Source organism: Streptomyces eurythermus (assembly GCF_014649115.1).
GTDB lineage: Bacteria > Actinomycetota > Actinomycetes > Streptomycetales > Streptomycetaceae > Streptomyces > Streptomyces eurythermus.
The window spans coordinates 146,928-171,729 of the sequence record NZ_BMSK01000016.1 but is presented as its reverse complement, the minus strand read 5'-3'; the positions used below and the strand labels follow the sequence as shown (position 1 = coordinate 171,729).

Here is a 24,802-nt window from a genome sequence, read left to right as displayed (position 1 = left end):
GGCACGACGCGAGACGCCAGGAGAAAGCACAGTCATGACCACAGAAGCAACGTCGGGGAACCCGACCGGCGCGATGGCCGCCGCCCAGAGCGCTCCCGAGCCGGCCGACAACAGGATCAGCGGCCGGCAGGCATGGGCCCTGGCGGTCCTGGGCTGCGGATTGTTCCTCGCCACCCTCGACCTCTCCATCGTCTACGTGGCCCTGCCCAGCATCGGCGAGGACCTGGCGCTGCCCGAGAGCAGGCTCCAGTGGATCGTCAGCGGCTACGCCATCTTCTTCGCCGGGTTCCTCCTGGTGGGGGGACGCACCGGGGACCGCTTCGGCGCGCGCAGGGTCTTCCTCGGCGCCACCGCGCTCTTCGGAGCCAGCTCACTGGCGGCCGCGCTCACCCAGGACTTCACCACGCTCGTCGTCGCCCGCGCTCTGCAGGGCATCGGGGCCGGACTGCTCGACCCGGCCACCCTGGGACTGATCCAGCAGGTCTTCCCGCCCGGCCCCAAGCGGAACCGCGCCATGGCCGTATGGGGCGCCGTGGGAGCGATCGGCCTGGTCGGCGGTGTCGCCCTGGGCGGGCTGCTGACGACGGTGTCGTGGCAGTGGGTGTTCCTCGTGAACGTACCGATCGCCGCCGCGGTCATCGCCGCCGGTCTCTTCCTGCTGCCCGGCCGCCGCACCGACACGGCCGCGCCGACGCCGCTGAACGCGCTGAGCGGGATCCTCGGCACCGGCGCGATCCTCCTGCTCGTGCTCGGCCTGACCCGCCTCGGGGACGCGGGCTGGTCCGACCCCGCCACCCTCGTCGGCCTGGCCGGCTTCGTGGTGCTGGCCGCCCTGTGGGTGGTGCGCGAGCGGACCAGCGCCAGCCCCCTGATCGCCCGCGAACTGTGGCGCACCCGGTCGCTGATGGTGGCCTGTGCGGTGGACGCCTGCTATGTGCTCAGCATCGGTGTGGAGTTCTTCCTCGTCACGCTGTTCCTCCAGGACCAGCAGGGCTTCAGCCCCCTCGCCGCCGGGCTGGGCTTCCTGCCGCTGACGGTGACCGTGATCATCGGCAACGCCGTCACGGACCGGCTGGTCGGGCGGCACGGGCCGAGGACCATGGTGATGGGCGGGCTGCTGCTCGCCGCGATCGGCCTCGGCCTGCTCGCGGTCGGGGTGCACAGCGACAGCTACGCGATCGGTGTGCTGCCCGGGCTGCTGCTGTCCGGGCTGGGCAACGGCATCGCCTTCCCGGCCATGTTCATCGCGGCCACCTCCGAGATCCCCGGGGAGAACCAGGGCGTCGGCGCGGCGCTGGTGACCACCACGCAGAACGTCTTCCAGGCGCTCGGCCTCGCCGTCCTGGTCATCCTCCTCGGCGCGCACCCCGGCACCGGCAACTTCACGACCACCTTCGCCGCCACCGGCGCCATGGCCCTGCTCGGCACCCTGGTCGCCGCCGCCGGCCTGCGTGGCCCGCTGGCCGGCAAGGCGGACTGAGCGTCCGCCCCGCGCACAGCACCACCGCGGCCACCTGCCCCACGCACAGCACGCCCGCGTCCACCCGCTCCACCCGCTCCACAACCGCGTCCGCCCGCCGCCGCGATGCCGGTGCGGCCACCCGGCCGCACCGGGCGGAACCCCTCACCGCGGCCGCCGCGTCCGGGGGCCCGTCCTCCCTCAGGGACCCCCGGACGCGAGGCCCCCGCCCGCCGGCGCCCGCCGCCGGCCTTCCGGAAGGAGCCCGGGAAGCACCATGGAAATCCTCGCCAGCCGCATCGTCATCCGTCCCACCGACCCCGAAGCGGCCCGCCGCTTCTACCGTGACCAGCTGGAGCTGCCGGTCTACCAGGAGTTCGGCAGCGGTCCCGAACGCGGCACCGTCTTCCACCTGGGGGGCGGATTCCTCGAACTCGTCGGCCGGTCCACGACGCCGCTGACCGACCAGCCCGCCATCTGGCTCCAGGTCCGCAACCTCGCCGCGACCCGCGCCCGGCTGCTCGCCAACGGCGTCACCCCGGCCCGTGACGCGCGGGCCGAACCCTGGGGACTGTGGGAGATGCACCTCAGCGACCCCGACGGAGTGCGCATCTACGTCGTCGAGGTCCCCCAGAACCACCCCTTCCGCCACGGCGTTCCGGCCCCCGACACTCCGGCGCCCATCCCCCTCGAGGAGCAGATCGCTCGCACAGAGGCAGGCAGGTGAACATGTCGCTCTACATACGCACCTCCGCACAGCACACTCCCGGACAGCACCCGGACGGCCGGCGGGATGTACGGCCCCGCCCCGACGAGTCCTACCTGGGCACCCCCGAGCAGGCCGAACAGGTTCCCATCGGCAGCAACGTGTGCAGGATGCTCGTGCCCACCCACGCCACCGGCGGCAGACTCGGCCTGTTCTCGCTGTCGATGCCCCCGAACGGTCCGTACGCCTCTCCCCACTTCCACAAGGAGATGACCGAGCTGTTCGTGGTCCTGTCCGGTGAGGTGACCCTGACCAGGGGTGAGACACCGGTGACGGCCCGGCCCGGTACGGCACTCTACGTTCCCCCGGGCACCCCGCACGGCTTCGCGAACGTCTCCGACACACCTGCCGAGCTGCTGATCGCGTTCATGCCGGGCCGTCACCGCGAGGACTTCTTCCGCGGGCTGGCCGAGCTGCTGAACCGGGACGTCGTCCCCAGCGAGCAGGAACTGGAGGAATTCGCCGAGCGGTTCGACCAGTACCGGTACCGCTCCTGACGGGCCTGACAACCGGGGGGATATTCCATGCCGCGCCTGCACGCGCCGACGGCGTCCGGAGAACCGGCATCCGTCGAACCGGCGAACAGCAACGCGACGTTCAGCAGACTTCCGTCCCTGACCGGCATGCGGTTCATCGCCGCCCTGCTGGTCTTCGCCACACACATATCCGCCAACCGGCTCTTCGCCTCGCGGGCCACCGACGACGCTCTGGCCGCCGTGCTGGGCCGCGCCGGATGGCTCGGCGTCAGCTTCTTCTTCGTCCTCAGCGGTTTCATCCTGACCTGGTCCGCCCGCCCCGCCGACACGGTGCGAGGCTTCTGGCGCCGCCGGATCGTCAAGATCTACCCCAACCACCTGGTCACCCTCGTGGCCGCGCTGGCCCTGATGGCGGCCGTCGGGCAGACCATCAGGCCCCCGGCCACCGCGGCGAACCTGCTGCTGCTCAACACCTGGGTGCCCGTCGTCGACATCTACGACAGCCCCAACGGGCTGAGCTGGTCGCTCTGTTGCGAGCTGGCCTTCTACCTCGCGTTCCCGCTTCTGCACCGTCTCGTCGTGCGCATCCCGTCCACACGACTGTGGGCATGGACGGCCGCGGTGGGGCTCCTCGTCGTCGCCGTGCCCTTCCTGGCGCGTGCGCTGCCCACCGCACCGGTCACCCCGTGGGCTCCCGGCATCCCGTTCTGGCACTACTGGCTGGCCTACAGCCTGCCCCCGGTACGGATGCTCGAGTTCGTCCTGGGCATCCTCGTGGCCCGCACCGTCCTCACCGGCCGCTGGGCCGGCCCGGGCCCCGTGACGGCGACGCTGCTCACCCTGGCCGCCTACGGTGTGATGACCGTGACGCCGGCCGAGTTCGCCATGGCGGCCGTCCCCGCCGTACCGCTGGCCCTGCTGATCGCGGCCGTCGCCACGGCGGACGTCACGGGCGCACCGTCACCGCTGCGGTCGGCGGCCATGGTGCGGCTGGGTGAACTCTCCTTCGCCTTCTACATGGTCCACGAGCTGATCATCCGTTACGGGCTGCGGGCCCTGGGCCACCACTGGAGCACCGCCGGGGGCCTCGCCCTGACGGCTGGCCTGTTCGGCGCGTCACTGGGGTGCGCCTGGCTGCTCCACAGGTACGTGGAGGTGCCCGCGATGCGCCGCTGGGGCAGCCGGCGCCGCCCCGCGGACGTCCCGCCTCCGGCGCGGCATCCCGGCCGGGACCAGCGCCGGGACCCGGACACTCCGGTGCCGGCCCCCCGCTGACCGACGGATCCCAACCGCTGCCCTGCGCGAGAGCTTCGTATCGCGGCTCCTGCCCGCCTGCCGCGAAACCACCCCCTCACGACAAGGAACAGTCATGTCCACGACAGCCACGCGTGGTGCCGTCATCCCCGCCGGCACGCTCACCTTCACCTCCGCCGGCCAAGGAGTGACCACCGCCACCGCGGTCGGCACCCACCTCGGCGCCCGCATCGTCCGCCTGGACGTCGTCCGTATCACCGCGGGCCGCACCTGGGCACTTCCGCATGCCTCCCTGGAGGAGAACGTCATGGTGGTCTTCGCCGGCCACGGCACCGCGGCCTCGGGAGCGCACACCCGCGAGGTGACCCGGGGCGACGCCGTCTACTCCCCCACGGGCGACACCCTGGACATGACGGCGGCCGGCACGGACGTCACCGTCTACCTCTGGCGCAGCCGTCTGCTCCCCGGCCGCCGTCCCGGCGCCGCCCCGGCGCGCTTCAACCACCTGTGGAACACCGACACCCGGCTCACCGGCTTCACCGGCACGGGCCAGGCCCCCGCCTCCCGGCGCACCGCCCCCATGAACTTCCTGTTCTGGCCGGGCACCGGCAGCCCGCAGCTGTGCCTGCACTGCGGCTGCATGCAGGCCGGGGAGTACTTCAACGTCCACGTCCATCCGGACAGCGAGGAGGCCTTCATCGTCTTCGAGGGAACCGGACAGCTCCACCTGGACGGCGAGTGGATCGACGCCGCCCCCGGTGACGTGCTCTTCGCCCCGCCCGGAGTGCCGCACGGCACCCGGCACCCCGCCACCGACCCCGCCGCCCCGCGTTTCGCCACCTGCGGCGGTCCCACCCCCTTCGACCCGGTGCTCTACCAGCGCGCCGGACTGTCCACCGAGGTGAAGTGATCAGGATGTGCAGAATATTCGGCCACTTCGACAGCCAGGCCACGGTGCACGAGCTCAGGACCGTCGCGGCGCTGCAGCGCCACGGCGGCCCGGACGCCCAGTACATCACCACGGGCGACACCTGGGGCCTGGGCAACAACCGGCTCGCCATCATGGACCTCGACGGAGGCGACCAGCCCTACGTCCTCGACGGCATCGTCGTCGTCTTCAACGGCGAGATCTACAACCACAACGAACTGCGCCGCATGCTGACCGCCCGCGGCCACCGCTTCCCCGATCTGTGCGACGGATCGATCCTGCCCGCGCTGTACGCCGAGTTCGGCACGGCGTTCACCGAGCACCTCGACGGCATGTACGCCGTGGCCGTCGTCGATCTGCGCGGCGAGCCGAAACTCGTGCTCGCCACCGACGACATGGGCATGAAGCCGCTCTACTACCACTGGAACGCCGCCGAACGGCACCTGTACTTCGCCTCCGAGCTGCCCGCCCTGCTGTCCTTCCGGGCGGTCCGGGCCCGGGTCTGGGAGCCGGGCCTGGACGCCTACCTGGCGACCAAGACGCCGTTCAGCGAGCAGACCATGTTCGACGGCATCCGGGTCCTGCCTCCCGCCGCCACCGCGGAGGTCACCCGCGGCAGCGGGCTGCGCGTCCGGGTACGGGACACCTCGGTCCCGCCGGCGGACGCCGGTCCCGAGGAGGCCGCCGAGCGAGTCCGCGAGCTGCTGCGCCACGAGGTCCACCGCCTGACCCGGGCCGACGTACCCGTCTGTGCCATCACCAGCGGTGGGCTCGACTCCAGCCTGGTGACGGCCCTGGCCGCCGAACGGGTCGGGGAGCTGCACAGCTTCAACATCGCCTACCGCGGTACCTGGCCGGCCGACGAGCGGGGCTTCGCCCAGGAGGTCGCCAGCCGCCACGGCACCCGCCACCACCAGGTCGAGATAGACCCCGCGGACTTCCCGGACCTGCTGTCGGACGTGGTGTGGCACCTGGGCCAGCCGAACGCCGACCCCATCACCCTGAGCACCTACGCGCTGTTCCGGGCCGTCCACCAGGCCGGGTTCAAGGTGGCGGTCACCGGGGACGCGGCCGACGAACTCTTCGGCGGCTACGACCGGATCAAGGCCGCGTTGAAGGCCGGCGCCGGCGACGACTGGGTGCCCGCCTACGTCCGCGCGCTCGCCGCCGTCCCCCGCGAACGGCGGCTGGGGCTGTACTCCGACGACTACCGGCACTTCATCACCGCGCACGGCACCGCCGAGGACCATCTCGAGCGGGCGCTCACCTCCTCGCCGCACGACCGGCTGACGGCGATCACCGAGGTCGAGATCGGCCGCCGGCTGCCGGCCTACCACCTGCGCCGGGTCGACCACCTGTCCATGGCCTCCTCGGTCGAGGTGCGCCTGCCCTTCTGCCAGCCCGCCCTGGTGCGCTACGCCCGCTCCCTGCCCGCCGCGCTCAAGGTCGAGGGCGATCAGGTCAAGAAGGTCCTGTACGCGGCGGCCGGCGGACTGCTGCCCGACTCGGTCCTCAACCGGCCCAAGCAGCCCTTCACCCTGCCGATCACCGCCATGCTCTCCGACGGCCGGCGGCTGATGGAGTTCGCCCGGGACATGCTGGCACCGGCCCGGCTGCGCCGGCACGGCCGGCTCGACCCGGACGCGGTGCAAGCCCTCCTGCGCACACAGAGCACCACCCCGAACGACGCCTCCGCCCTGGCCGTGTGGTCCCTGCTCATCCACGAGCTGTGGCTCGACCAGTTCCACGCCGCCACTCCCCGCAACCGACACGAGGTGCTCGCATGATCGCCTATCTCGCCCAGGCCACCGGCGCGCCCACCCCCACGCTGGTTCTGGACGCCAGCCTGGTTCCTCCGGACGAACCGGACATACGCACGGTCCTCACCACCGTCCGCTCCTGGCTGGCCGCCAACGGCCACCACGACGTACTGAAGTTCGCACTCGTCACCCCCTCCGCCCACCCGCTGTTCGACCTGGACTACCGCTTCGTGCAGGGGCTGCCCGACGGCCCGGGCCACTTCGACTTCCGCGGCTCCTGCGGGCATTCGATCCTCTCCTCGGTGCTGGCCGCCGACACACTCGGCTGGCTGCCCGGACTCGCCCCCGGCAGCCGGGTCCGGGTACGGGTCCTCAACAACGGCGACCACGTGGTCTGCGAGGTGGACGAGGCCCGCCGCGACGGCGGCACCTTCACCGTCCACTTCGTCCAGGACTCCGACCGGGCACTGGAGGACCTGCTGCTGACCGGGCGTGCCCGGGACCTGCTGCTCACCCCGTCCGGCCTGCACGAGGCGTCCCTCGTGGCCACCGGCAACCCGTATGTCTTCGTCGACGCCGAGTCCCTCGGCCTCACCGGCCGGCAGGAGCTGTTCGAAGCGGGCGAGGAGACCTACGAACGGCTGCAGCAGATCCGCACCGCGGCCGCCACCACCCTGGGCTGGCCGCCCGAAAGCGTCTTCCCCAAGATCGCGGCGGTCGGATCGTACGAGCCGGGCCGCCTGGCCGTGCGGGCCATCTCCGTGCCCAGCTGGCACCCCACCCTCGCGCTGACCGGCGCGACCTGCCTCGCGGCGGCCGCCGCCATTCCCGGAACCGTCCCCGCCGGCTTGCTGGAGCGGGCCGGAGCCGGGCTGGACGACATCGTCGTCGACACCCCGCGGAGCACCACGCGGATCGCCGCCTCCCTGGGAACCACGGCCGACGCCCGCTCCGCGCTGCTGTGGGTCAGCGTCAGTGACAAACACGCCCACCTGCGCGGCCCCGCCAAGATCCCCGAACTGAGCACCTACCTCTACCAGGAGGCACCCTCATGGCAGCCCGCGAGCGCCTGACGTCCGTCCACGACCACCACGCGATCCTGCGCCGGGACTACCCCGGGCTCGACGAGGCCCTGCGCCGTGACGCGGCGACCGCCGACGTGGCCGGCCGGCTGAGCGACGACGTCCTGGCCCACCTGCGCTCCAGCGGCATCCTGGCGGCGGCGGTACCCGCGGCGTACGGCGGTCTCGGCGCCGGCGCCGCCACCACCAACGACCTCATCCGGCAGGTGGCCGCCGCCGACCCGTCCGTGGCGATCATCCTCTTCCAGCACTACGCCGTCACCGCCCGCATCAGCGAATGGGCCACCGAGGAGCAGAAGCGGCGCTTCCTGCCGCCGCTCGCCACCGGCGAGTGGATCGCGGCCTCCGCCTGGAGCGAGAGCGGTGCCGGCGCCGACAAACGCAACCTGTCCACCACCGCCGACCGCACCGCCACGGGCTGGTCCCTGAACGGGGCCAAGACCTTCACCACGGGAGCCGGCCTGGCCCAGCTCTACCTGGTACTCGCCCAGACCTCCGCCCCCGGCGGCGACGACGGCATCTACGGCAGCGACGGACAGACCTTCTTCCTCGTCGAGGCCGACCGGCCGGGGCTGATCGCCGACACCGGGATGGACCTGGTCGGAATGCGCGCGTCGGCGACCGGATTCGTCGAACTCCACGGCTGCCGGGTGCCCCTGGACAACGTCCTCGGCCCCGTGGGCCAGGCGGCCCGGATCATCGCCGGCGTACGGCAGTCCGGTGCCACTCTGGGCGCCGTCTCCGTCGGCATCGCCGAGGCCGCCTTGGATTTGGCGCTCACCCACGCGCGCCGCCGAGGCCTGGACGGGGCGCAGGCGGTCCGCCACCGCCTGGCCGATCTGGCCGCCCAGGTGGAGAGCGCCCGCGCGCTGGTCGAACGCGCCGGGCGCCGCGAGAGCTCCGACCCCGGCACCACCACCCTGCTGTCCAAGCTCCACGCCTCCCGCACGGGTGAGCAGGTCTGCCTGGAGGCACAGCGCCTTCTGGGCAGCGCCGGCTATCTGCGCGACCACCCCCTGAACCGGCTGGCCCGGGACGCCCGCGCCGTCGGCCTGATGGGCCCCACGAACGATCTGACCCGAGAGCTGGTGAGCATGCCATGGAACACCTGACCGCCTACGACCTGCTCGTCACCGACGCCCGCCTGGTCACGCCCGAGGGGGTGCGCACCGGTGCCCTCGCCGTGGCCGGCGGCCGCATCGCCCGGATCCTGTCCGCCGACGCGCCGTTGCCGCCGGCGACCCGGACGCTGGACGCCGCCGGCCGGTACGTGCTGCCCGGTGTCATCGACTCCCACGTCCACTTCCGCACCCCGGGCCTGACCCACAAGGAGACCTGGCACCACGGCAGCCGGGCCGCCGCGGCCGGCGGAGTCACCACCGTCATCGACATGCCCAACACCGAACCGCCGCTGCACAGCCTCGAACTGGCCTACGCGAAGGCGGAGATGATCTCCGGGCAGTCCCTGGTCGACTACCGGTTCCACTTCGGGGTGCGGGAGGACACCGTCGACGTGCTGCGCGACCTCACCCCGCGCGTCGCCACCTCCGTCAAGGTGTTCATGACCGGGCACCACACCGCTCCGTCGGTCATCCGTGACCCGGCCGTCCTGGACCGTATCTTCGCCGTCGCCGCCGAGCGGGACCTGCGCCTGGTCCTGCACGCGGAGGACGACGGCGTCTTCTCCCTGCTCGACACCCACCGTCCGGGGCCGGACTCCTACGACGCCTACGAACCCCACCGGCCCCGCAGCGGCGGCATCGTCGCCGTCGCCAAAGTGATCGACCTGGTCCGCCGCCACGGCACCGCGGCGCACGTCCTGCACGTCTCCTCGGCCGAGGAGAGCGACCTGCTGTCGGCCGCCCGCGCCGCGGGACTGCCCGTGACCTACGAGACCACCCCGCACCACCTCTCCTTCACCGCCTCCGACACGCGCCGGCTCGGTGCGCGCATCCGGCTGAGCCCGGCGATCCGGGAAGAACGCGACCAGGAGTGCCTGTGGCGGGCCGTCGTATCGGACCGGGTCACCACGCTGGGCAGCGACCACGCGCCGCACACCCCGCGGGAGAAGGCCCGGCCCGCCCCGGACGCGCCGCCCGGCCTGCCCGGCGTCCAGGAGTTGCTCACCGCCGTCTTCACCGGGCTGGTGCGCCGTTTCCCGGACGTCCCCCTCGACGACCACATGATGCTGCTGTCCCGGCTGTGCGCCGCCAGGCCGGCCGCGCTGTTCGGCCTGGACGAGCGCAAGGGCGCCCTGACGGAGGGCCGTGACGCCGACTTCGTCGTCTTCGACCCTTTCGCCAACTGGCTGATGTCGTCCCGCGAGGCCCACACCAAGAACGCGTGGTCGGCCTACGAGGGCTGGACCTTCACCGGCCATGTGGACATCACCGTCCGCCGCGGCTCGGTCATCTGGGACTCCCACGGCTTCGGCGACCCCGACGGCCAGTGGCTGGACGCCCGCCCGCTCAGGCTCGGGACGGCGCGCCCGGCCACCGTCTGAGGGCGGCACCCCGGCTCCGTCCCCTGTCGCAACGGAAGAGACCACGATGCCCATCGATCGCACCGTCTTCACCCACGCCATGGCCCAGGTGCCCGCCCCCGTCACCGTCGTCACCACGGTCACCCCCGAAGGACGGCGCCACGGATTCACCGCGAGCTCCTTCTGCTCCCTGTCCGCCGACCCGCCGCTGATCCTGGTCTGCCTGGCGAAGACCGCGTCCTCCCACGAGGCGTTCCTGCGTACCGCGCACTTCATGGTCAACCTGCTGGGCGCGGACCACCACGGCATCGCCCAGCGCTTCGCCACCCCCGACCGGGACAAGTTCGCCGACGGCCCGATGCTCACCAGCGAACTCGGGCTGCCCGGGCTGCCCGACGCCACCGTCCGCCTGGCCTGCGCCGTCCACTCGATCCTCGACGGCGGCGACCACAGCATCCTCATCGGGCAGGTGGAGCAGGCGGCCGTCCTCGAACAGCCACCGCTGGTCTACCACAACCGCCAGTACGCGACCCCCCGGCCACGCTCCCTGGCGGGCACCCCCTGACCACACCGGGTCCCGTCCGGGACGCCGTGGCCACCCGAACCTCAAATGTTGCTCTGAACGCCTCCGGGCGGTGGTTCGCCGGTGGGCGGTGGGGCCATATCCCCCTCACTCGACGTACGGACACAGGCCGAGGAGGGGGAGGCGTCATGCGGCTGGGGACGGGGATCGGCTGGCGGCCGGAGATCGCGGACGCCGTGGAGGCGATGGCGGGCATCGACTGGGTGGAGGTCGTGGCGGAGAACGTCTGCCCCGGCCATCTCCCCCACTCGCTGCTGCGGCTGCGCGAGCGCGGTGTGACGGTGGTCCCGCACGGCGTCTCCCTCGGCCTCGGCGGCGCGGACCGGCCCGACGCGGGGCGGCTGACGGCGCTCGCCGAGCGTGCGGAGGCCCTCGGCTCCCCGCTGGTCACCGAGCACATCGCGTTCGTCCGGGCGGGCGGCGAGCTCACCGCGTCCCCCCGGCTGGAGGCCGGTCATCTGCTGCCCGTGCCGCGTACCCGGGACGCGCTGGACGTGCTGTGCGAGAACGTCCGTATCGCCCAGGACGCGCTGCCGGTGCCGCTGGCCCTGGAGAACATCGCCGCGCTGTTCTCCTGGCCGGGCGAGGAGCTGACGGAGGGACAGTTCCTGTCCGAGCTGGTCGAACGGACCGGGGTACGGCTGCTCATCGACGTGGCCAATCTGCACACCAACCACGTCAACCGGGGCGAGGACCCCGCCGAGGCGCTGGCCGCGCTGCCGGTGGAGGCGATCGCCTACGTCCATGTCGCGGGCGGCTTCGAGCGCGACGGCGTCTGGCACGACAGCCACGCACACCCCGTCCCCCGCCCGGTGCTCGACATCCTGACCGGCCTCGCCACCCGGGTCGCACCGCCGGGAGTCCTGCTGGAGCGGGACGAGAACTTCCCCGAACCGGCGGAGCTGGTGCGGGAGTTGGCGGCCATCCGGGAGGCTGTGGCGATCGGGCGCGCTCGGGGACGCGCGGCGGAGCGCACGGCGGTGCGGGGCGCCGGCGGTGCCGGGGCGGGGGGCGTCGGGGTCCTGGCGCGGCCGGTGGCCGGGGTGCGCGAGCGGCTCGGGGTGGCGCAGACCGCCGTACTGTCGGCGCTGGTGGCGGGGACGCCGGTGCCGGAGGGGTTCGACCGCGTCCGGATGGGGGTGCAGGCGCGGGCGCTCGCGGCGAAGCGGGCGGGCGTGGTGGCGAAGGTGGCGCCGGAACTGCCGGTGATCCTGGGGGCGGGGTACCGGGAGGCGTTCCTGGAGTACGCGCGCCGGCGTCCGATGCGGGGCGGCTACCGCCAGGACGCGCTGGACTTCGCCGGCCACCTGCTGAAACTGGGCCGGCCGCAGGACGCCCGCGCCCGCCGTGACCTGCGGGAGTGGTGGCTGGACCGATCGGGCCCGGCGCCCAGGAAACGGGGGCTGCTGGGGCGGGTACTGCGGCGGCGCGGCGGCCGGTCCCACTGAGCCGGGCCCCGGGCCGCCCGGCGGTGCGGCGGCGCCTGCCCCGGCGGGGCAGCACCTCGGTACGATGCCAGCCCCGCTCCCACTCCGAGGCACCATGCGACCCCGACCCCCCGTCACCGGCCGAGGCATCTTCAGCGGTACCGGGCTCATCGTGACCGCCCTCGCGGCGACGGCCGTCGCCCTGCTGGTCCCGCTCTGGTCGTACGCCGGCCGGCCGGACACGGCGGCCGCGACGGCGCTGAGCACGCGCACGGTCACGACACCGTACGGACCGCTGTCCGACGCGGACCGTGACTTCGTCACCAAGGTCCGGCTGGCCGGGCTGTGGGAGCTGCCGGCCGGGGAGCTGGCGCTGCGCAAGGGGACGACCCCGGCCGTCCGCGCGGCGGGGCGGCATCTCGTGGACGGTCACACCGCCCTGGACACCCATGTCCGCACCGTCGCCGCCCAGCTCGGCACTCCCCTGCCCAACGAGCCGGACGAGCGGCAGAAGCGGTGGCTCGCCACCCTGGAGGCGGCCGAGGGCCAGGACTTCGACCGGCGGTTCACCGCCGTGCTGCGGCTCGCGCACGGCCGGGTGTACTCTCTCGCCGCCCAGGTCCGGGCCGGCACCCAGAACTCCCTGGTCCGCGATCTGGCCGACGACGCGGGCGCGACCGTCCTGGACCACATCAAGGCGCTGGAGGCGACGGGATACGTCGACTTCGCCGCGCTGGCCCGGGACTTGGCGGTCTCCCCCGCCCCGGTGCCGACCCCGCCGGAGGTCGGCCCCAGCGCCGCCGTGCCGGTCACGCCGGCACCGGTGCCGGTGCCCGGCGGGTCCTGACCAGCGGAGAAAACGGAACGTCACATACCGGCAACAGTGCGTCCGGATAGTGAACAGAGCATGGTGTTCACCCAGCCCCCTGACATACAAACAGCTCATGTTCTGGGTCCTTCTCCTCTTCCTGGCCTGGGCTTTCGCCGGTACGGCCTGCGCTCGCCTCTGCCTGGCGGCCGTACGCACGGACGCATCGGACACGCCGGACGCACCCGGCACGCCGACGGTCGCCGAGCGCGATCTGACGCTGTACGAGGCGGCGTTCCTCTCCGGCGGGCCCCGGCGGGTCGCCGATGTGGCCCTCGTCTCCATGGCCCGCCAGCGCCGGCTGCTGCTCGCGCACACCGGCTGGGCCACGGTCGTGGACCCGCGGGGCCGCGACGAGATCGAGCAGTCCGTCATCGGAGCCATAGGACCCGGCGGACAGTCACGGATCGCGCCGGTGCGGACGCGGGCGGCCGACGCGGAGGCCGTACGCCGCCTGGCCGACGGCCTGGTGCACGCGGGGCTCGCGGTGCCCGAGTGCTCGGGCACGGTGGCGTCCGCCGTCCGTCAGGTGCGCGCCGCCGCGCTCGCCGTGACGGCGCTCGGCATCACGGCCCTGCTGCTGCCCGGCGACACCGGGACACCGCGCCCGCTGGTGGGCGCGTGGTTCGCGCTGCCCCTCATACTGACGCTGAGCAGCCTGGCCATCGCCCGGTTCGAGGTGCACCCCTACTCGCCCTGGGCCTCCCCGGCCGGGCAGCGGCTGCTGCGCGCGCTGACCGGGCGGCCGGCCGGGGACGAGCGGTCGTTCCTCACCTCCGTCGCCGTACGCGGCATCCACGCGATCGGCGAGCCGGAGCTGCGCGCGGCCTTCACCCACCGCGACCAGCCCTTGCGCGAGTGACCGGGAGCGTCCGGGATCCGCGAGCCCGGAAGGCGCCGGGGGCGCACAGGGGGCATTGACGCCGACACCGGCCGGGCGGTCCTTGCCTTCCCCCACGGCCGTACCAAATATCCCTTGTGTTCGCGCCGGGCCGTGGCAGCCGTGCCACCGCCGCCGCGCACCGAAGGGATACGCGATGAAAGCTGCCGCCCTTTACTCGGCCGCCGGGTCCTTGCTGCTGACCACCCTGGCCGCGGCCCCGGCGGGCGGCACCCCCGGCACCCCCGGCCCTCCGCACGCCCCCCGGGTCCCGCAGGCCACGCAGGCCACGCACGTCTCGGCGGCCCCCGGCGCGGCCGAGCTGCGCGGCACCGCGGTGGCCGCGGCCCGCGCCCGGGCGGCCGGGATCGACTTCGGCCCGTGCCCGGCGGCCGAGGTGCCGGGCGCGCCGGCCGGTGTGCGGTGCGGCACGGTGAGCGTCCCGCTGGACTACGCCCACCCGGACGGCCGGCAGATCGAGCTGACCGTCAGCCGGGCCCCGGCCACCCAGAAGGACCCGCACAACAGCAAGCGCAAGGTCCCCCGGCAGGGCGCCCTGGTCTTCAACCCGGGCGGCCCCGGCGCCTCCGGCATGTACTTCCCGCTGATCGGCACGGTCGCGGGCTGGGAGCGGATCGCCGCCGGCTACGACCTGGTCGGCTACGCCCCGCGCGGGGTGGGCCGCTCGGCGCCGCTGTCCTGCGAGGACCCCGCGGGCTTCCTCGAGGCGCCCACCGAGGCGCCGGTGCACCCGACGGAGGCGTACAAGCGGGAACGCGTCGAGCGGGCGCGGGCGTACGCGCGCGGCTGCGCCCAGCGGTCCGGGAGCCGGCTGCGCCACTACACCTCGCTGAACAACGCCCGGGACCTGGACGTGCTGCGGGCCGCGCTGGGCGAGGACCGGCTGACCTTCATGGGCGCCTCGTACGGCACCTACTTCGGCGCGCTGTACGCGGCGATGTTCCCCTCCCACGTGCGGCGCATGGTGCTGGACGCGGCGGTGGACCCGGGCCCGGAGAAGATCTGGTACCGCAGCAACCTGGAGCAGTCGGCGGCGTTCGAGGACCGCTGGGCGGACTTCCGGGACTGGATCGCCCGGCACGACGACGTGTACCGGCTCGGCGCCACGTCCGCGCGGGTGCAGCGCAGTTACGACACCGCGCGCGAGCGGCTGGCCGGGAAGGCGGCGGGCGGGAAGGTGGGCCCCGGACAGCTGCACGACGCGTTCCTGACCGCCGGGTACTACGAGGACTACTGGCCGAGCCGCGCCGCGGCCCTGTCGGCCTATCTGCGCGGCGACCCGGAGCCGCTGGTCCGGCTGGCCGCGCCGCGCCCGGAGACGGCCGCCGAGGCGGAGAACGCCTCGGCCGTGTACACCGCCGTCGAGTGCAACGACGCCCCCTGGCCGACGGACTGGGCGGTGTGGGACCGCGACAACACCCGCCTCGCCCGGGTGGCGCCCTTCGAGACCTGGGACAACGCCTGGACGAACCTGCCGTGCGCCTTCTGGCCGGAGCCCCGGCAGCAGCCGCTGGACGTGCGGACCGGGCCCGGCGAGCTGCCGCCGGTGCTGATCCTGGCGGCCGAGCGGGACGCGGCGGCGCCGTACCAGGGGGCGCTGTCCATGAACCGGCGGCTGGCCGGGTCGGTGCTGGTGACGGAGCGGGACGCGGGGACCCACGGGATCGCGGGCGGGCCCAACGCCTGCGTCAACGGGCACCTGCACGCGTACCTGCTGGAGGGCCGGGTGCCGGCGCGGCACGCGTCGTGCGCACCGCGGCGGCCTCCGGCGGCTCGGCCAGAAGGCGCCTGACCTCAGGCGAGCCCCGCCACCAGGTCGCCGATGTTCTTGCGGCGGCCCGTGAAGAAGGGGACTTCCTCGCGGACGTGCATGCGGGCCTCGGAGCCGCGCAGGTGGCGCATGAGGTCGACGATGCGGTACAGCTCGTCGGCCTCGAAGGCGAGGATCCACTCGTAGTCGCCGAGGGAGAACGAGGCGACCGTGTTGGCGCGCACGTCCGGGTAGCCGCGGGCCATCTTGCCGTGGTCGGCGAGCATCCGGCGGCGGTCCTCGTCGGGCAGCAGGTACCAGTCGTAGGAGCGCACGAACGGGTAGACGCTGACGTAGTTCCGGGGCGTCTCGTCGGCGAGGAACGCCGGGATGTGCGAGCGGTTGAACTCCGCCGGGCGGTGCAGCGCCATGTTCGACCAGACCGGCTCCAGCGCGCGGCCCAGCCTGGTGCGGCGGAAGAGGTTGTACGCCTCCTGGAGCTGGTCGCTGGTCTCGGCGTGCCACCAGATCATGAGATCGGCGTCGGCGCGCAGACCGGAGACGTCGTAGGTGCCGCGGACCGTGACGTCCTTGGCGGCGAGCTGGTCGAACAGCTCCTGGACCTCGTCGGCGTATCCCGCGCGGTCCTCCGGCAGGGCGTCCTTCAGCTTGAAGACCGACCACAGGGTGTAGCGGATGACCTCGTTGAGGTCCTTGGCCAGCTTGCCCTTGTTCGGGATCCTGCCGGACTCGGTGATGGGGGCGTCGTCACTCATGGTCCCTATTCTCCCGCTCCGCCGTGCAGGCTCTGCACCGGGTGGGCCGTCAGCTCCCGGACGCCCCGGTCGTCGCCCGCCAGCCGGTCCACCGCGGCGCAGGCGCTCGCGACGCACGCCGGGATGCCGACGCCGTCGTACTGGGCGCCGCACACCGCGAGCCCCGGGAGCCTGGCGATGTGCTCGCGGACGCGGGCCACGCGCGCGTGGTGCCCGACGGGGTACTGGGGCAGGCCGTCGGTCCAGCGGGTGACCCTGGTCTCCAGCGGGACGGCGTCCAGGCCGGTGGCCTCCCGCAGGTCGTGCCGGGAGACCTCCACCAGGCCGGCGTCGTCCCGGTCGAGGATCTCCGTCTCGCCGTAGCGGCCCACGGAGGTGCGCAGGACCACCACGTCCGGGTCCTCCTCGGCGATCCAGCCCCACTTGTGGGAGGCGAAGGTGGACGCCTTGATGGTGCGGCCGTCGACGGGCGGCACGAGGAAGCCGCTGCCCTCGGGCAGGCGGGCGTCGGCGCGCCGGTAGGCGAGGGTGACCAGGGCCATGGAGGCGTACTCGACGGCGGCCAGCTCGGCGGCGGCCCCCGGGACCTCGGCGCGCAGCAGCCGGGCGGCGGCCGGGGCGGGTACGGCGACCACGACCGCGTCGGCGCGCAGCTCGCGCTCGCCCGCGGTGATCCGCCAGCCGTCCGGCTCCCGGCGCAGTGCGCGGGCGGGGGTGTTGGTGAGGATCTCGCCGCCGCGGGCGCGCACCGAGTCGGCGACCGCGAGCGGCAGCCGTCCGATGCCGCCGGCGATGCCCATGAAGACCGGCCCGGCCTGCTGGTGCGCGGCGGCCTTCGCCTGGATCTCGCGGACGCCCTCGGTGAGGGAGGTGTGGGCGCGGGCGGCCTCGAAGAGCTGGGGGACGGCCGAGCGCATCGAGATGCGGTAGGCGTCGCCCGCGTACACCCCGCCCAGCAGCGGCTCCACGAGACGGTCGACGACCTCGCGGCCGAGCCGGGCCGCCACGTACTCGCCGACGGCCACGTCGTCGCCAATCTCGGTGCGGGGCAGGTCGGCGTCGCGCTCGATGCGGGCCAGGCCCTCGGCGGACAGGACGCCGGAGAGCGCGGCGGCGGTGCCGGGCACGCCCATCACATGGCCCTTGGGCATGGGCCGCAGGGCGCCCCGGGTCCAGATCGAGGCGGTGGCGGTGGCCGGCGGCTGGAGCGACTCGCCGAGGCCCGCCTCGCGCGCGAGGGTCACCGCCTCCGGACGGCGGGCCAGCATGGACTCGGCGCCGAGGTCGACGCGGACGCCGGCGATCTCCCCGGGCAGCAGCTTGCCGCCGACCCGGTCGCCGGCCTCCAGCACCGTCACGCGCGCGCCGCGCCCCAGCAGCCGGTGCGCGGCGGCCAGCCCGGCGATACCGGCCCCGATGACGACGACGTGCCCCAGGCCCCTACCCGTTGTGCTCATGTCCCCCACTCTCTCAGACCCCACTGACACTCCGGCCGGGACCCGGCGTCCGGCCCGCGGGGGCCGACGGGGGCCGAACCGGCCGCGCCCCGTAGCGTGTTCCCATGAGCATCGCTGGCGGCAGGGAACGGCTGGTCGTGATCGGGGGTGACGCCGCGGGCATGTCCGCGGCGTCGCAGGCGCGGCGGCTGCGGGGGCCCGGGGAGCTGGAGATCGTGGCGTTCGAACGCGGCCACTTCACCTCCTTCTCGGCGTGCGGCATCCCGTACTGGGTGGGCGGTCAGGTTCCGGAGCGGGACCGGCTGATCGCGCGGACGGCGAAGGAGCACCGCGCGCGGGACATCGATCTGCGGATGCGCACGGAGGTCACGGAGATCGACGTGGCCGGGCAGCGGGTACACGCGCGTGACGTCGATTCCGGCGCCGAGTACTGGACGCCCTACGACAAGCTGGTCATCGCCACCGGTGCCCGGCCGGTCCGCCCGGATCTGCCCGGCGTGGACGCCCCCGGGGTGCACGGGGTGCAGACCCTCGACGACGGCCAGGCGCTGCTGGACACCCTGGCCGGCACGCGGGGCCGCAGGGCCGTGGTCGTGGGCGCCGGCTACATCGGCGTCGAGATGGCCGAGGCGCTGATCCGCCGGGGTTTCGAGGTGACGGTCGTCAACCGGGGCCGGGAGCCGATGTCGACGCTGGATCCGGACATGGGCCGACTGGTGCACCGGGCCATGGAGGGCCTCGGCATCACCATGGTCGGCGACGCCGAGGTGACCGAGGTGCTCACCGGGCGGGACGGCCGGGTACGGGCGGTGGCCACGCGGGACGCCGAGTTCCCGGCGGACGTGGTGATCCTCGGCATCGGCGTCCGTCCGGAGACCGCCCTCGCCCGGGCGGCCGGGCTGCCGCTCGGCGCCCACGGCGGGCTGCTCACCGATCTGGCGATGCGGGTGCGCGGGCAGGAGGACGTCTGGGCGGGCGGCGACTGCGTGGAGGTGCTGAACCTGGTCTCCGGACAGCAGCAGTACGTTCCGCTCGGCACCCACGCCAACAAGCACGGCCAGGTCATCGGCACCAACGCGGGCGGCGGCTACGCCACCTTCCCCGGTGTCGTCGGCACGGCCGTGAGCAAGGTGTGCGACCTGGAGATCGCCCGCACCGGCCTGCGGGAGAAGGACGCCCGCCGGGTGGGCCTGCGGTTCGAGACGGTCACCATCGAGTCGACCAGCCGCGCCGGGTACTACCCGGGGGCCGCCCCCATGACGGTGAAGATGCTCGCCGAGGCCCGTACGGGACGGCTGCTGGGCGTGCAGATCGTCGGCCGGGAGGGGGCGGGGAAGCGGGTGGACATCGCGGCGGTGGCGCTGACCGCGCGGATGACGGTGGAGGAGATGACGGCCCTGGACCTGGGGTACGCCCCGCCGTTCTCACCGGTGTGGGACCCGGTGCTGGTGGCCGCGCGGAAGGCCGCCTCGAAGGTGCGGTCGGGCTGACCGGCGGCGGACGCGCTGATAGCGGGGCCGGATCGCGGGCACTACTTGTGTGTGGTCATCCCCGTCCATGATCTGAACCCGGTGCGCCGCACCCCCTGGGTGACGTACGCGCTCATCGCCGCCAATGTGCTGGTGTTCGTCACCATGCCCGGCATGGCCGGTTCCGTGACCGGCGGCTCCAAGCTGGCCCAGCTGTGCGATCTGCAGGCGTTCCTGGACCATTACGCGGCGGTCCCCCGGGAGCTGATCCACGACCGGATGCCCCGGCTGGTGCCGACCGGGGAGGTCGGTGTGGGCCCGCAGGGGCCGGGCTGCGTGGTGGCGCCGCCCGGTTACGACAAGTCGCCGCCGCTGTCGGTGTTCACGGCGATGTTCCTGCACGGCGGCTGGCCGCACCTGCTGGGGAACATGCTGTTCCTGCTGATCTTCGGCAACAACGTCGAGGACCGGATGGGCCACATCCGGTTCTTCCTCTTCTACGTGGTGTGCGGCTACGCGGCCGGATACGGCTTCGCGCTGCTCAACGACACTTCCGCGGACCCGCTGATCGGCGCGTCCGGGGCGATCGCCGGGGTGCTCGGCGCCTATCTGGTGCTGTATCCGCGGGCCAGGGTGTGGGTGCTGGTGCCGTTCCTGGTCTTCCTGCCGCTCAGGCTGCCCGCCTGGCTGGTGCTCGGGTTCTGGTTCGGGCTCCAGGCGGTGTACTCCTCCGGACACGGGGTGTCCGGCGCGGGCACGGTGGCGTACGCGGCGCATGTGGTCGGCTTCGTGGCGGGCATGCTGCTCGCCTGGCCGCTCAAGCCCGGCACACCACCGCCGCCGGAGCCGCCCGGCCTGCTGTTCGGCAGGCGCGCACGGCCCCGTTCCGCCTGGTGAGTCAGCGCGCGGTCGCGGTGTGGACGTACTCCGTGAGCCGGGTCAGCGCGTCCGGGTCGGTGTTCGGCATGACGCCGTGGCCGAGGTTGAAGACGTGCCCCTCCAGCCCGGCGGCGGCGTCGAGCACCTCCTGGGCCTTGGCCTCGACGGTGTCCTTGTCGGTGAACAGCACGGTCGGGTCCAGGTTGCCCTGGAGGGCCTTGCCGGGGCCGACGCGGCGGGCGGCCTCGTCCAGCGGGACGCGCCAGTCGACGCCGACGACGTCCGCGCCGGCCTCGCCCAGGAGCTTCAGCAGCTCGCCGGTGCCGACGCCGAAGTGGATACGCGGGACGCCGTACCCGGCGACCGCGTCGAAGACCTTCGCGGAGGCCGGCATGACCGAGCGCCGGTAGTCCGCCGGGGCCAGCGCGCCGGCCCAGGAGTCGAAGAGCTGGACGGCGCCGGCGCCGGCCTCGATCTGCACCTTCAGGAAGGCGGCCGTGATGTCGGCGAGCCGGTCCAGCAGGTCGGCCCACAGCCCGGGGTCGCCGTACATCATCGCCTTGGCGTTCTCGTACGTGCGCGAGGGGCCGCCCTCGACCAGGTAGCTCGCGAGGGTGAAGGGCGCGCCCGCGAAGCCGATCAGCGGGGTGGCGCCCAGCTCGCGGGTGAGCATGCCGATGGCCTCGGTGACGTACGGCACGTCCTCGGGGGAGAGGTCGCGCAGCCGGGCCAGGTCGGCGCGGGTGCGGATGGGCTGCTCGACGACCGGGCCGACGCCGGGCTTGATGTCGAGGTCGATACCGATGGCCTTGAGCGGGACGACGATGTCGCTGAAGTAGATCGCCGCGTCCACGCCGTGCCGGCGCACCGGCTGGAGGGTGATCTCGGTGACCAGCTCGGGCCGCATGCAGGACTCCAGCATGGGGACGCCTTCGCGGACCTTGCGGTACTCGGGCAGGGAGCGGCCGGCCTGGCGCATGAACCACACGGGGGTGTGCGGCACGGGTTCGCGCCGGCACGCCTTGAGGAACGCGCTGTCGTACGTCGCTGCGGGCCCCTGGCCCGTGAAGGTGTCGTTCGCGGTCACGGGGCAAGTCTCGCATGACACCGGGGAGGGGTGGCGCGGGGTGTCTTGCCCTGCGCGAAGGCCCGCTTCCCCTTACTCTTCCCCGCATGGCTGCGGCTCAGGGACGACTGTCGGACGGCGCTGACGGAATGGACGACGCGGAGGACACCGCTCAGGGGCGGGGGGGCGGCGGGCTGCCGCCGGCGTTCCGGGCCGCGGTCGACGCGCTGCGCGCGGCGCGGCCGCGGCCGCAGGTCGAGGTGGAGCCGACGCCCGCCCCGCAACGGCTCGCCCCGTACGCGTACGCGCTGGAGGCGGTGGTGGTCGACGGCGAGCAGGAGCTGGCCGACGGGCGTCTGGTGCTGCTGCACGACCCGGCCGGGCACGACGCGTGGCAGGGCACGTTCCGGCTGGTGACGCTGGTGCGGGCGGAGCTGGAGCCGGAGATGGCGGCCGATCCGCTGCTGCCGGAGGTGTGCTGGTCGTGGCTGACCGGGGCGCTCCAGGCCCGCGGGCTGGCCTACGGGGAGCCGAGCGGCACGATCACGCGGGCGGGCTCGCACTACTTCGGCGGACTGGCGGAGCGGCCCGCCGCCTCGCAGATCGAGATCCGTGCCTCGTGGACGCCCCGTGAGGGCCTGGGCGGGGTGCCGGACACCGCCGCGCACCTGAGCTCCTGGTGCGATCTGCTGGCGCAGGTCGCGGGCCTGCCGCCGGCCGGTCCCGGGGACGCGTCGGTGGTGACCCTGCCGCAGCGCCGGGGCCCGCAGTCCCGCTGAGGCGCGGCGCGCATTGTCCTACCGAGGGGTCGGTACGAAACGCCGTATTGACCATCTCTTTGTCGATACGGCCACTTTCCGTACTCGAATCGCACTCGCTCGAACCGACTCGATCTTCGGTTGATCGATCGTGTGTCCGAAGCGTACGGATTGTTACTCACTAGATCGTGATCACTCCCTAAAGGCGGACGAGTTTGCTGCCGAAGACGACTGTGACCTTGAAAGCACGGTTCGTCCCGGCTTCATCCCCACAAGCCGGCCCCGTCCCCCACCCAGGAGGCCTGGTGTCCGTTCTCCTTGAGCAACCCGCAAGCCTGGTCGCCTACCGCCCGAACAAGCCGACCGCCATGGTGGTCGTGGCCGACCCGCGCGTCCGCTCCACCGTCACCCGCCATCTGTGGGCGCTCGGCGTGCGCGATGTCATCGAAGCCTCGTCCATCGCGGAGGCTCGTCCCCGCATCGGCAACCCGCGCGACATCTGCGTCGCCGACGTCCACCTCCCCGACGGCTCCGGCCTCACCCTGCTGTCCGAGACCCGGGCCGCGGGCTGGCCCAACGGACTGGCACTCTCCGCCGCCGACGACATCGGCGCGGTCCGCAACGCGCTGGCCGGCGGCGTCAAGGGCTACGTCGTCACCGGCACCCGCACCAACATCGGGCTCCCCACCCGCCCCGGCGCCGCTCCCCTCGGCGCCGCCGCCCGTATGCACCGCCGCCCCCCGGGTGCCCCGAGCCACCCGGGCGGCTACCGGGAGCTGTCCGGACGCGAGGTCGAGGTGCTGCGACTGGTCGCGGAGGGCCAGTCGAACAAGGCGATCGGCGTGTCCATGGGCCTGTCCGCCCTCACCGTCAAGAGCCACCTGGCCCGCATCGCCCGCAAGCTGGGCACCGGCGACCGGGCCGGCATGGTGGCCGTCGCCCTGCGCACCGGGATCATCCACTGAGCCCACCGGATGCTCCCTTCGGCGCAAGCCCCGTTCACTCCGGCGCAGCGGACACGGCCCGCCGCTGACCGGTTTACGCCCCTGCCGCGCCCGTCGACGGAACGTTCCGTCGACGGGCGCGGTGCGCGCACGGATACCCTTGACAGGTGACCGACGCCCAAGACACCGCAGCAGACAGCTCCCTGCGCACCACCGGAGGCACTCCTCCGGACGACGCCGGATCTTCTGTGACGGGGGCGCCGACTCCGTTGCTCGAGCCGCGCGAGGGCATTCCGCCCGTGATCGCCGACGAGGCGGGCCTGGCCCGGGTGACGGCCGCCTTCGCCGCCGGCACCGGCCCGGTCGCCGTGGACGCCGAGCGCGCCTCCGGCTACCGCTACGGCCAGCGCGCCTACCTGGTGCAGCTGCGCCGCGAGGGCGCCGGGACCGCGCTCATCGACCCCGTCGCCTGCCCCGACCTGTCCGGACTCGGCGCGGCCCTGGCCGACGCCGAGTGGGTGCTGCACGCCGCCACCCAGGACCTGCCCTGCCTGCGCGAGATAGGCATGGTCCCGGCCCGCCTGTTCGACACCGAGCTGGCCGGGCGGCTGGCCGGTTTCCCCCGGGTCGGCCTCGGCGCCATGGTCGAGGGCGTCCTCGGCTACGTCCTGGAGAAGGGCCACTCCGCCGTCGACTGGTCGACCCGCCCGCTGCCCGAGCCGTGGCTGCGCTACGCCGCGCTCGACGTCGAGCTGCTCGTCGACCTGCGGGACGCCCTGGAGAAGGAGCTGGAGAGGCAGGGCAAGCTGGAGTGGGCCCTGCAGGAGTTCGACGCGATCGCGACGGCGCCGCCGCCCGAGCCCCGCAAGGACCCCTGGCGCCGTACGTCCGGGATGCACAAGGTGCGCCGCCGCCGGCAGCTCGCCGTGGTCCGGGAGCTGTGGCAGACCCGGGACCGGATCGCCCAGCGCCGGGACGTCTCGCCGGGCAAGGTGCTGAGCGACGCGGCCATCGTGGAGGCCGCGCTGGCCCTGCCGGGCAATGTGCACGCCCTCGCCGCGCTGAACGGCTTCGGGCACCGGATGGGACGGCGGCAGCTGGAGCAGTGGCAGGCCGCGGTGGACAGCGCCAAGGCGCTGCCGGAGGCCGCGCTGCCGCAGCCCGGGCAGCCGGTGGCGGGGCCGCCGCCGCCCCGGGCGTGGGCCGACAAGGACCCCGCCGCCGCGGCCCGGCTGTCCGCCGCGCGGGCGGGGGTGTCGTCCCTTGCCGAGCGGCTCAACATGCCTCAGGAGAACGTGATCTCCCCGGACACGGTGCGCCGGATCTGCTGGGAACCGCCGAAGGTGGTGGACGCCGCTTCCGTGGAGCTCGCGCTCACGGGATACGGGGCGCGCGCGTGGCAGGTGGAGCTGGTCACGCCGGTGCTGGTGGACGCGCTGGTGACAAAGGGCGCCTAGACACCGGGCGCGTCGAGCGATCACGGCGGCCGCGGGTTCGCCGTGGCCGCTCGCGCGGTTTCCCGCGCCCTCTGGGCGAACAGGGACGTCTAAATCACGCCAAGATCTCCCGTCTCGCGTCCGGTGCTGACGCCGAGGGGTTCGACGGCTCCCCCGAAGGTGTGACGTTCACCGCTCCCCCGTACAGGGCTGTGCAGCTACGTTACCCATAAGTAGCATGGGGCTGAGCGCGCGCTCAGCGCAACGCAGCAGTGCCATCC

At 73.5% G+C, this 24,802-nt stretch carries 22 protein-coding genes; 19 read left to right on the top strand and 3 right to left on the bottom strand.

The features are described from left to right. The first annotated feature begins 34 nt into the window (after positions 1-34). The 14 genes from IE251_RS28660 to IE251_RS28595 all read left to right on the top strand — a co-directional run bounded on the left by IE251_RS28660 (position 35) and on the right by IE251_RS28595 (position 15,778). Positions 35-1,480 (top strand): MFS transporter, encoded by a 1,446-nt coding sequence (locus tag IE251_RS28660; protein ID WP_189755890.1) that lies wholly within the window; start codon positions 35-37, stop codon positions 1,478-1,480. A 256-nt stretch (positions 1,481-1,736) separates the two neighbouring features. Beyond that, positions 1,737-2,186, top strand: a complete 450-nt coding sequence (locus IE251_RS28655) for a VOC family protein (RefSeq protein WP_189755889.1) — start codon at positions 1,737-1,739, stop codon at positions 2,184-2,186. A 2-nt stretch (positions 2,187-2,188) separates the two neighbouring features. Continuing rightward, a complete protein-coding gene (locus IE251_RS28650; RefSeq protein WP_189755888.1) occupies positions 2,189-2,722 on the top strand; it encodes a cupin domain-containing protein in 534 nt (177 codons plus the stop codon). A gap of 27 nt (positions 2,723-2,749) precedes the next feature. Beyond that, positions 2,750-3,976 (top strand): acyltransferase family protein, encoded by a 1,227-nt coding sequence (locus IE251_RS28645; protein ID WP_189755887.1) that lies wholly within the window; start codon positions 2,750-2,752, stop codon positions 3,974-3,976. Positions 3,977-4,070: 94 nt separating this feature from the next. Beyond that, the gene (locus IE251_RS28640; RefSeq protein WP_189755886.1) at positions 4,071-4,865 is read left to right on the top strand and encodes a cupin domain-containing protein; all 795 of its coding nucleotides are present in this window, start codon (positions 4,071-4,073) and stop codon (positions 4,863-4,865) included. A 5-nt stretch (positions 4,866-4,870) separates the two neighbouring features. After that, complete coding sequence (gene asnB, locus IE251_RS28635) at positions 4,871-6,670, top strand: asparagine synthase (glutamine-hydrolyzing) (RefSeq protein ID WP_189755885.1); 1,800 nt, start codon at positions 4,871-4,873, stop codon at positions 6,668-6,670. Beyond that, positions 6,667-7,716 carry a PrpF domain-containing protein gene (locus IE251_RS28630; RefSeq protein WP_189755884.1) on the top strand — a complete coding sequence of 350 codons (1,050 nt, stop codon included), beginning with the start codon at positions 6,667-6,669 and terminating at the stop codon, positions 7,714-7,716. The genes asnB and IE251_RS28630 overlap by 4 nt, the downstream gene beginning before the upstream one ends. Continuing rightward, entirely contained in the window at positions 7,695-8,837 is a 1,143-nt protein-coding gene (locus IE251_RS28625; RefSeq protein ID WP_189755883.1) for an acyl-CoA dehydrogenase family protein, read from the top strand. The genes IE251_RS28630 and IE251_RS28625 overlap by 22 nt, the downstream gene beginning before the upstream one ends. Then, positions 8,825-10,228: a dihydroorotase gene (locus tag IE251_RS28620; protein WP_189755882.1), complete on the top strand. Its 1,404-nt coding sequence runs from the start codon at positions 8,825-8,827 to the stop codon at positions 10,226-10,228. Before IE251_RS28625 ends, IE251_RS28620 begins: the two co-directional genes overlap by 13 nt. Before the next feature lie 46 nt (positions 10,229-10,274). After that, positions 10,275-10,772: a flavin reductase family protein gene (locus IE251_RS28615; protein WP_030777690.1), complete on the top strand. Its 498-nt coding sequence runs from the start codon at positions 10,275-10,277 to the stop codon at positions 10,770-10,772. Positions 10,773-10,918: 146 nt separating this feature from the next. Further along, positions 10,919-12,238 (top strand): MbnB/TglH/ChrH family RiPP precursor modification enzyme, encoded by a 1,320-nt coding sequence (locus IE251_RS28610; protein WP_189755881.1) that lies wholly within the window; start codon positions 10,919-10,921, stop codon positions 12,236-12,238. A 94-nt stretch (positions 12,239-12,332) separates the two neighbouring features. Beyond that, on the top strand, positions 12,333-13,064 hold the full coding sequence (locus tag IE251_RS28605; RefSeq protein WP_189755880.1) for a DUF4142 domain-containing protein: 732 nt from the start codon (positions 12,333-12,335) through the stop codon (positions 13,062-13,064). A 97-nt stretch (positions 13,065-13,161) separates the two neighbouring features. Then, on the top strand, positions 13,162-13,947 hold the full coding sequence (locus IE251_RS28600) for a TIGR04222 domain-containing membrane protein (protein WP_189755879.1): 786 nt from the start codon (positions 13,162-13,164) through the stop codon (positions 13,945-13,947). A 175-nt stretch (positions 13,948-14,122) separates the two neighbouring features. Next, on the top strand, positions 14,123-15,778 hold the full coding sequence (locus tag IE251_RS28595) for an alpha/beta hydrolase (RefSeq protein ID WP_189755878.1): 1,656 nt from the start codon (positions 14,123-14,125) through the stop codon (positions 15,776-15,778). Positions 15,779-15,780: 2 nt separating this feature from the next. Here the strand turns inward: IE251_RS28595 and hemQ are convergent, their stop codons facing one another. Together hemQ and hemG are read right to left on the bottom strand one after the other, a co-directional pair. Next, on the bottom strand, positions 15,781-16,512 hold the full coding sequence (hemQ, locus tag IE251_RS28590) for a hydrogen peroxide-dependent heme synthase (protein ID WP_189755877.1): 732 nt from the start codon (positions 16,510-16,512) through the stop codon (positions 15,781-15,783). Between the two features lie 5 nt (positions 16,513-16,517). Continuing rightward, entirely contained in the window at positions 16,518-17,969 is a 1,452-nt protein-coding gene (hemG, locus tag IE251_RS28585; RefSeq protein ID WP_189755876.1) for a protoporphyrinogen oxidase, read from the bottom strand. Positions 17,970-18,073: 104 nt separating this feature from the next. Between hemG and IE251_RS28580 the strand changes: the two genes are divergently transcribed. Both IE251_RS28580 and IE251_RS28575 read left to right on the top strand, forming a co-directional pair. Continuing rightward, positions 18,074-19,459: an FAD-dependent oxidoreductase gene (locus tag IE251_RS28580; RefSeq protein WP_189755875.1), complete on the top strand. Its 1,386-nt coding sequence runs from the start codon at positions 18,074-18,076 to the stop codon at positions 19,457-19,459. Positions 19,460-19,510: 51 nt separating this feature from the next. Beyond that, complete coding sequence (locus IE251_RS28575; protein WP_189755874.1) at positions 19,511-20,335, top strand: rhomboid family intramembrane serine protease; 825 nt, start codon at positions 19,511-19,513, stop codon at positions 20,333-20,335. 1 nt (position 20,336) lies between these two features. Here the strand turns inward: IE251_RS28575 and hemE are convergent, their stop codons facing one another. Next, positions 20,337-21,404 carry a uroporphyrinogen decarboxylase gene (gene hemE, locus IE251_RS28570; RefSeq protein ID WP_189755873.1) on the bottom strand — a complete coding sequence of 356 codons (1,068 nt, stop codon included), beginning with the start codon at positions 21,402-21,404 and terminating at the stop codon, positions 20,337-20,339. 86 nt (positions 21,405-21,490) lie between these two features. Between hemE and IE251_RS28565 the strand changes: the two genes are divergently transcribed. The 3 genes from IE251_RS28565 to IE251_RS28555 all read left to right on the top strand — a co-directional run bounded on the left by IE251_RS28565 (position 21,491) and on the right by IE251_RS28555 (position 24,542). After that, positions 21,491-22,162 carry a DUF3000 domain-containing protein gene (locus IE251_RS28565; protein WP_189755872.1) on the top strand — a complete coding sequence of 224 codons (672 nt, stop codon included), beginning with the start codon at positions 21,491-21,493 and terminating at the stop codon, positions 22,160-22,162. A 284-nt stretch (positions 22,163-22,446) separates the two neighbouring features. After that, complete coding sequence (locus tag IE251_RS28560; protein WP_030777669.1) at positions 22,447-23,106, top strand: response regulator transcription factor; 660 nt, start codon at positions 22,447-22,449, stop codon at positions 23,104-23,106. Between the two features lie 146 nt (positions 23,107-23,252). Next, entirely contained in the window at positions 23,253-24,542 is a 1,290-nt protein-coding gene (locus tag IE251_RS28555; protein ID WP_189755871.1) for a ribonuclease D, read from the top strand. Positions 24,543-24,802: the final 260 nt, after the last annotated feature.

Excerpts from the sequence above, each read along its gene's own strand:
- IE251_RS28660 (WP_189755890.1), top strand. The coding sequence starts at position 35 with ATGACCACAGAAGCAACGTCGGGGAACCCGACCGGCGCGATGGCCGCC.
- IE251_RS28655 (WP_189755889.1), top strand. The coding sequence starts at position 1,737 with ATGGAAATCCTCGCCAGCCGCATCGTCATCCGTCCCACCGACCCCGAA.
- IE251_RS28650 (WP_189755888.1), top strand. The coding sequence starts at position 2,189 with ATGTCGCTCTACATACGCACCTCCGCACAGCACACTCCCGGACAGCAC.
- IE251_RS28645 (WP_189755887.1), top strand. The coding sequence starts at position 2,750 with ATGCCGCGCCTGCACGCGCCGACGGCGTCCGGAGAACCGGCATCCGTC.
- IE251_RS28640 (WP_189755886.1), top strand. The coding sequence starts at position 4,071 with ATGTCCACGACAGCCACGCGTGGTGCCGTCATCCCCGCCGGCACGCTC.
- asnB (WP_189755885.1), top strand. The coding sequence starts at position 4,871 with ATGTGCAGAATATTCGGCCACTTCGACAGCCAGGCCACGGTGCACGAG.
- IE251_RS28630 (WP_189755884.1), top strand. The coding sequence starts at position 6,667 with ATGATCGCCTATCTCGCCCAGGCCACCGGCGCGCCCACCCCCACGCTG.
- IE251_RS28625 (WP_189755883.1), top strand. The coding sequence starts at position 7,695 with ATGGCAGCCCGCGAGCGCCTGACGTCCGTCCACGACCACCACGCGATC.
- IE251_RS28620 (WP_189755882.1), top strand. The coding sequence starts at position 8,825 with ATGGAACACCTGACCGCCTACGACCTGCTCGTCACCGACGCCCGCCTG.
- IE251_RS28615 (WP_030777690.1), top strand. The coding sequence starts at position 10,275 with ATGCCCATCGATCGCACCGTCTTCACCCACGCCATGGCCCAGGTGCCC.
- IE251_RS28610 (WP_189755881.1), top strand. The coding sequence starts at position 10,919 with ATGCGGCTGGGGACGGGGATCGGCTGGCGGCCGGAGATCGCGGACGCC.
- IE251_RS28605 (WP_189755880.1), top strand. The coding sequence starts at position 12,333 with ATGCGACCCCGACCCCCCGTCACCGGCCGAGGCATCTTCAGCGGTACC.
- IE251_RS28600 (WP_189755879.1), top strand. The coding sequence starts at position 13,162 with ATGTTCTGGGTCCTTCTCCTCTTCCTGGCCTGGGCTTTCGCCGGTACG.
- IE251_RS28595 (WP_189755878.1), top strand. The coding sequence starts at position 14,123 with ATGAAAGCTGCCGCCCTTTACTCGGCCGCCGGGTCCTTGCTGCTGACC.
- hemQ (WP_189755877.1), bottom strand. The coding sequence starts at position 16,512 with ATGAGTGACGACGCCCCCATCACCGAGTCCGGCAGGATCCCGAACAAG.
- hemG (WP_189755876.1), bottom strand. The coding sequence starts at position 17,969 with ATGAGCACAACGGGTAGGGGCCTGGGGCACGTCGTCGTCATCGGGGCC.
- IE251_RS28580 (WP_189755875.1), top strand. The coding sequence starts at position 18,074 with ATGAGCATCGCTGGCGGCAGGGAACGGCTGGTCGTGATCGGGGGTGAC.
- IE251_RS28565 (WP_189755872.1), top strand. The coding sequence starts at position 21,491 with ATGGCTGCGGCTCAGGGACGACTGTCGGACGGCGCTGACGGAATGGAC.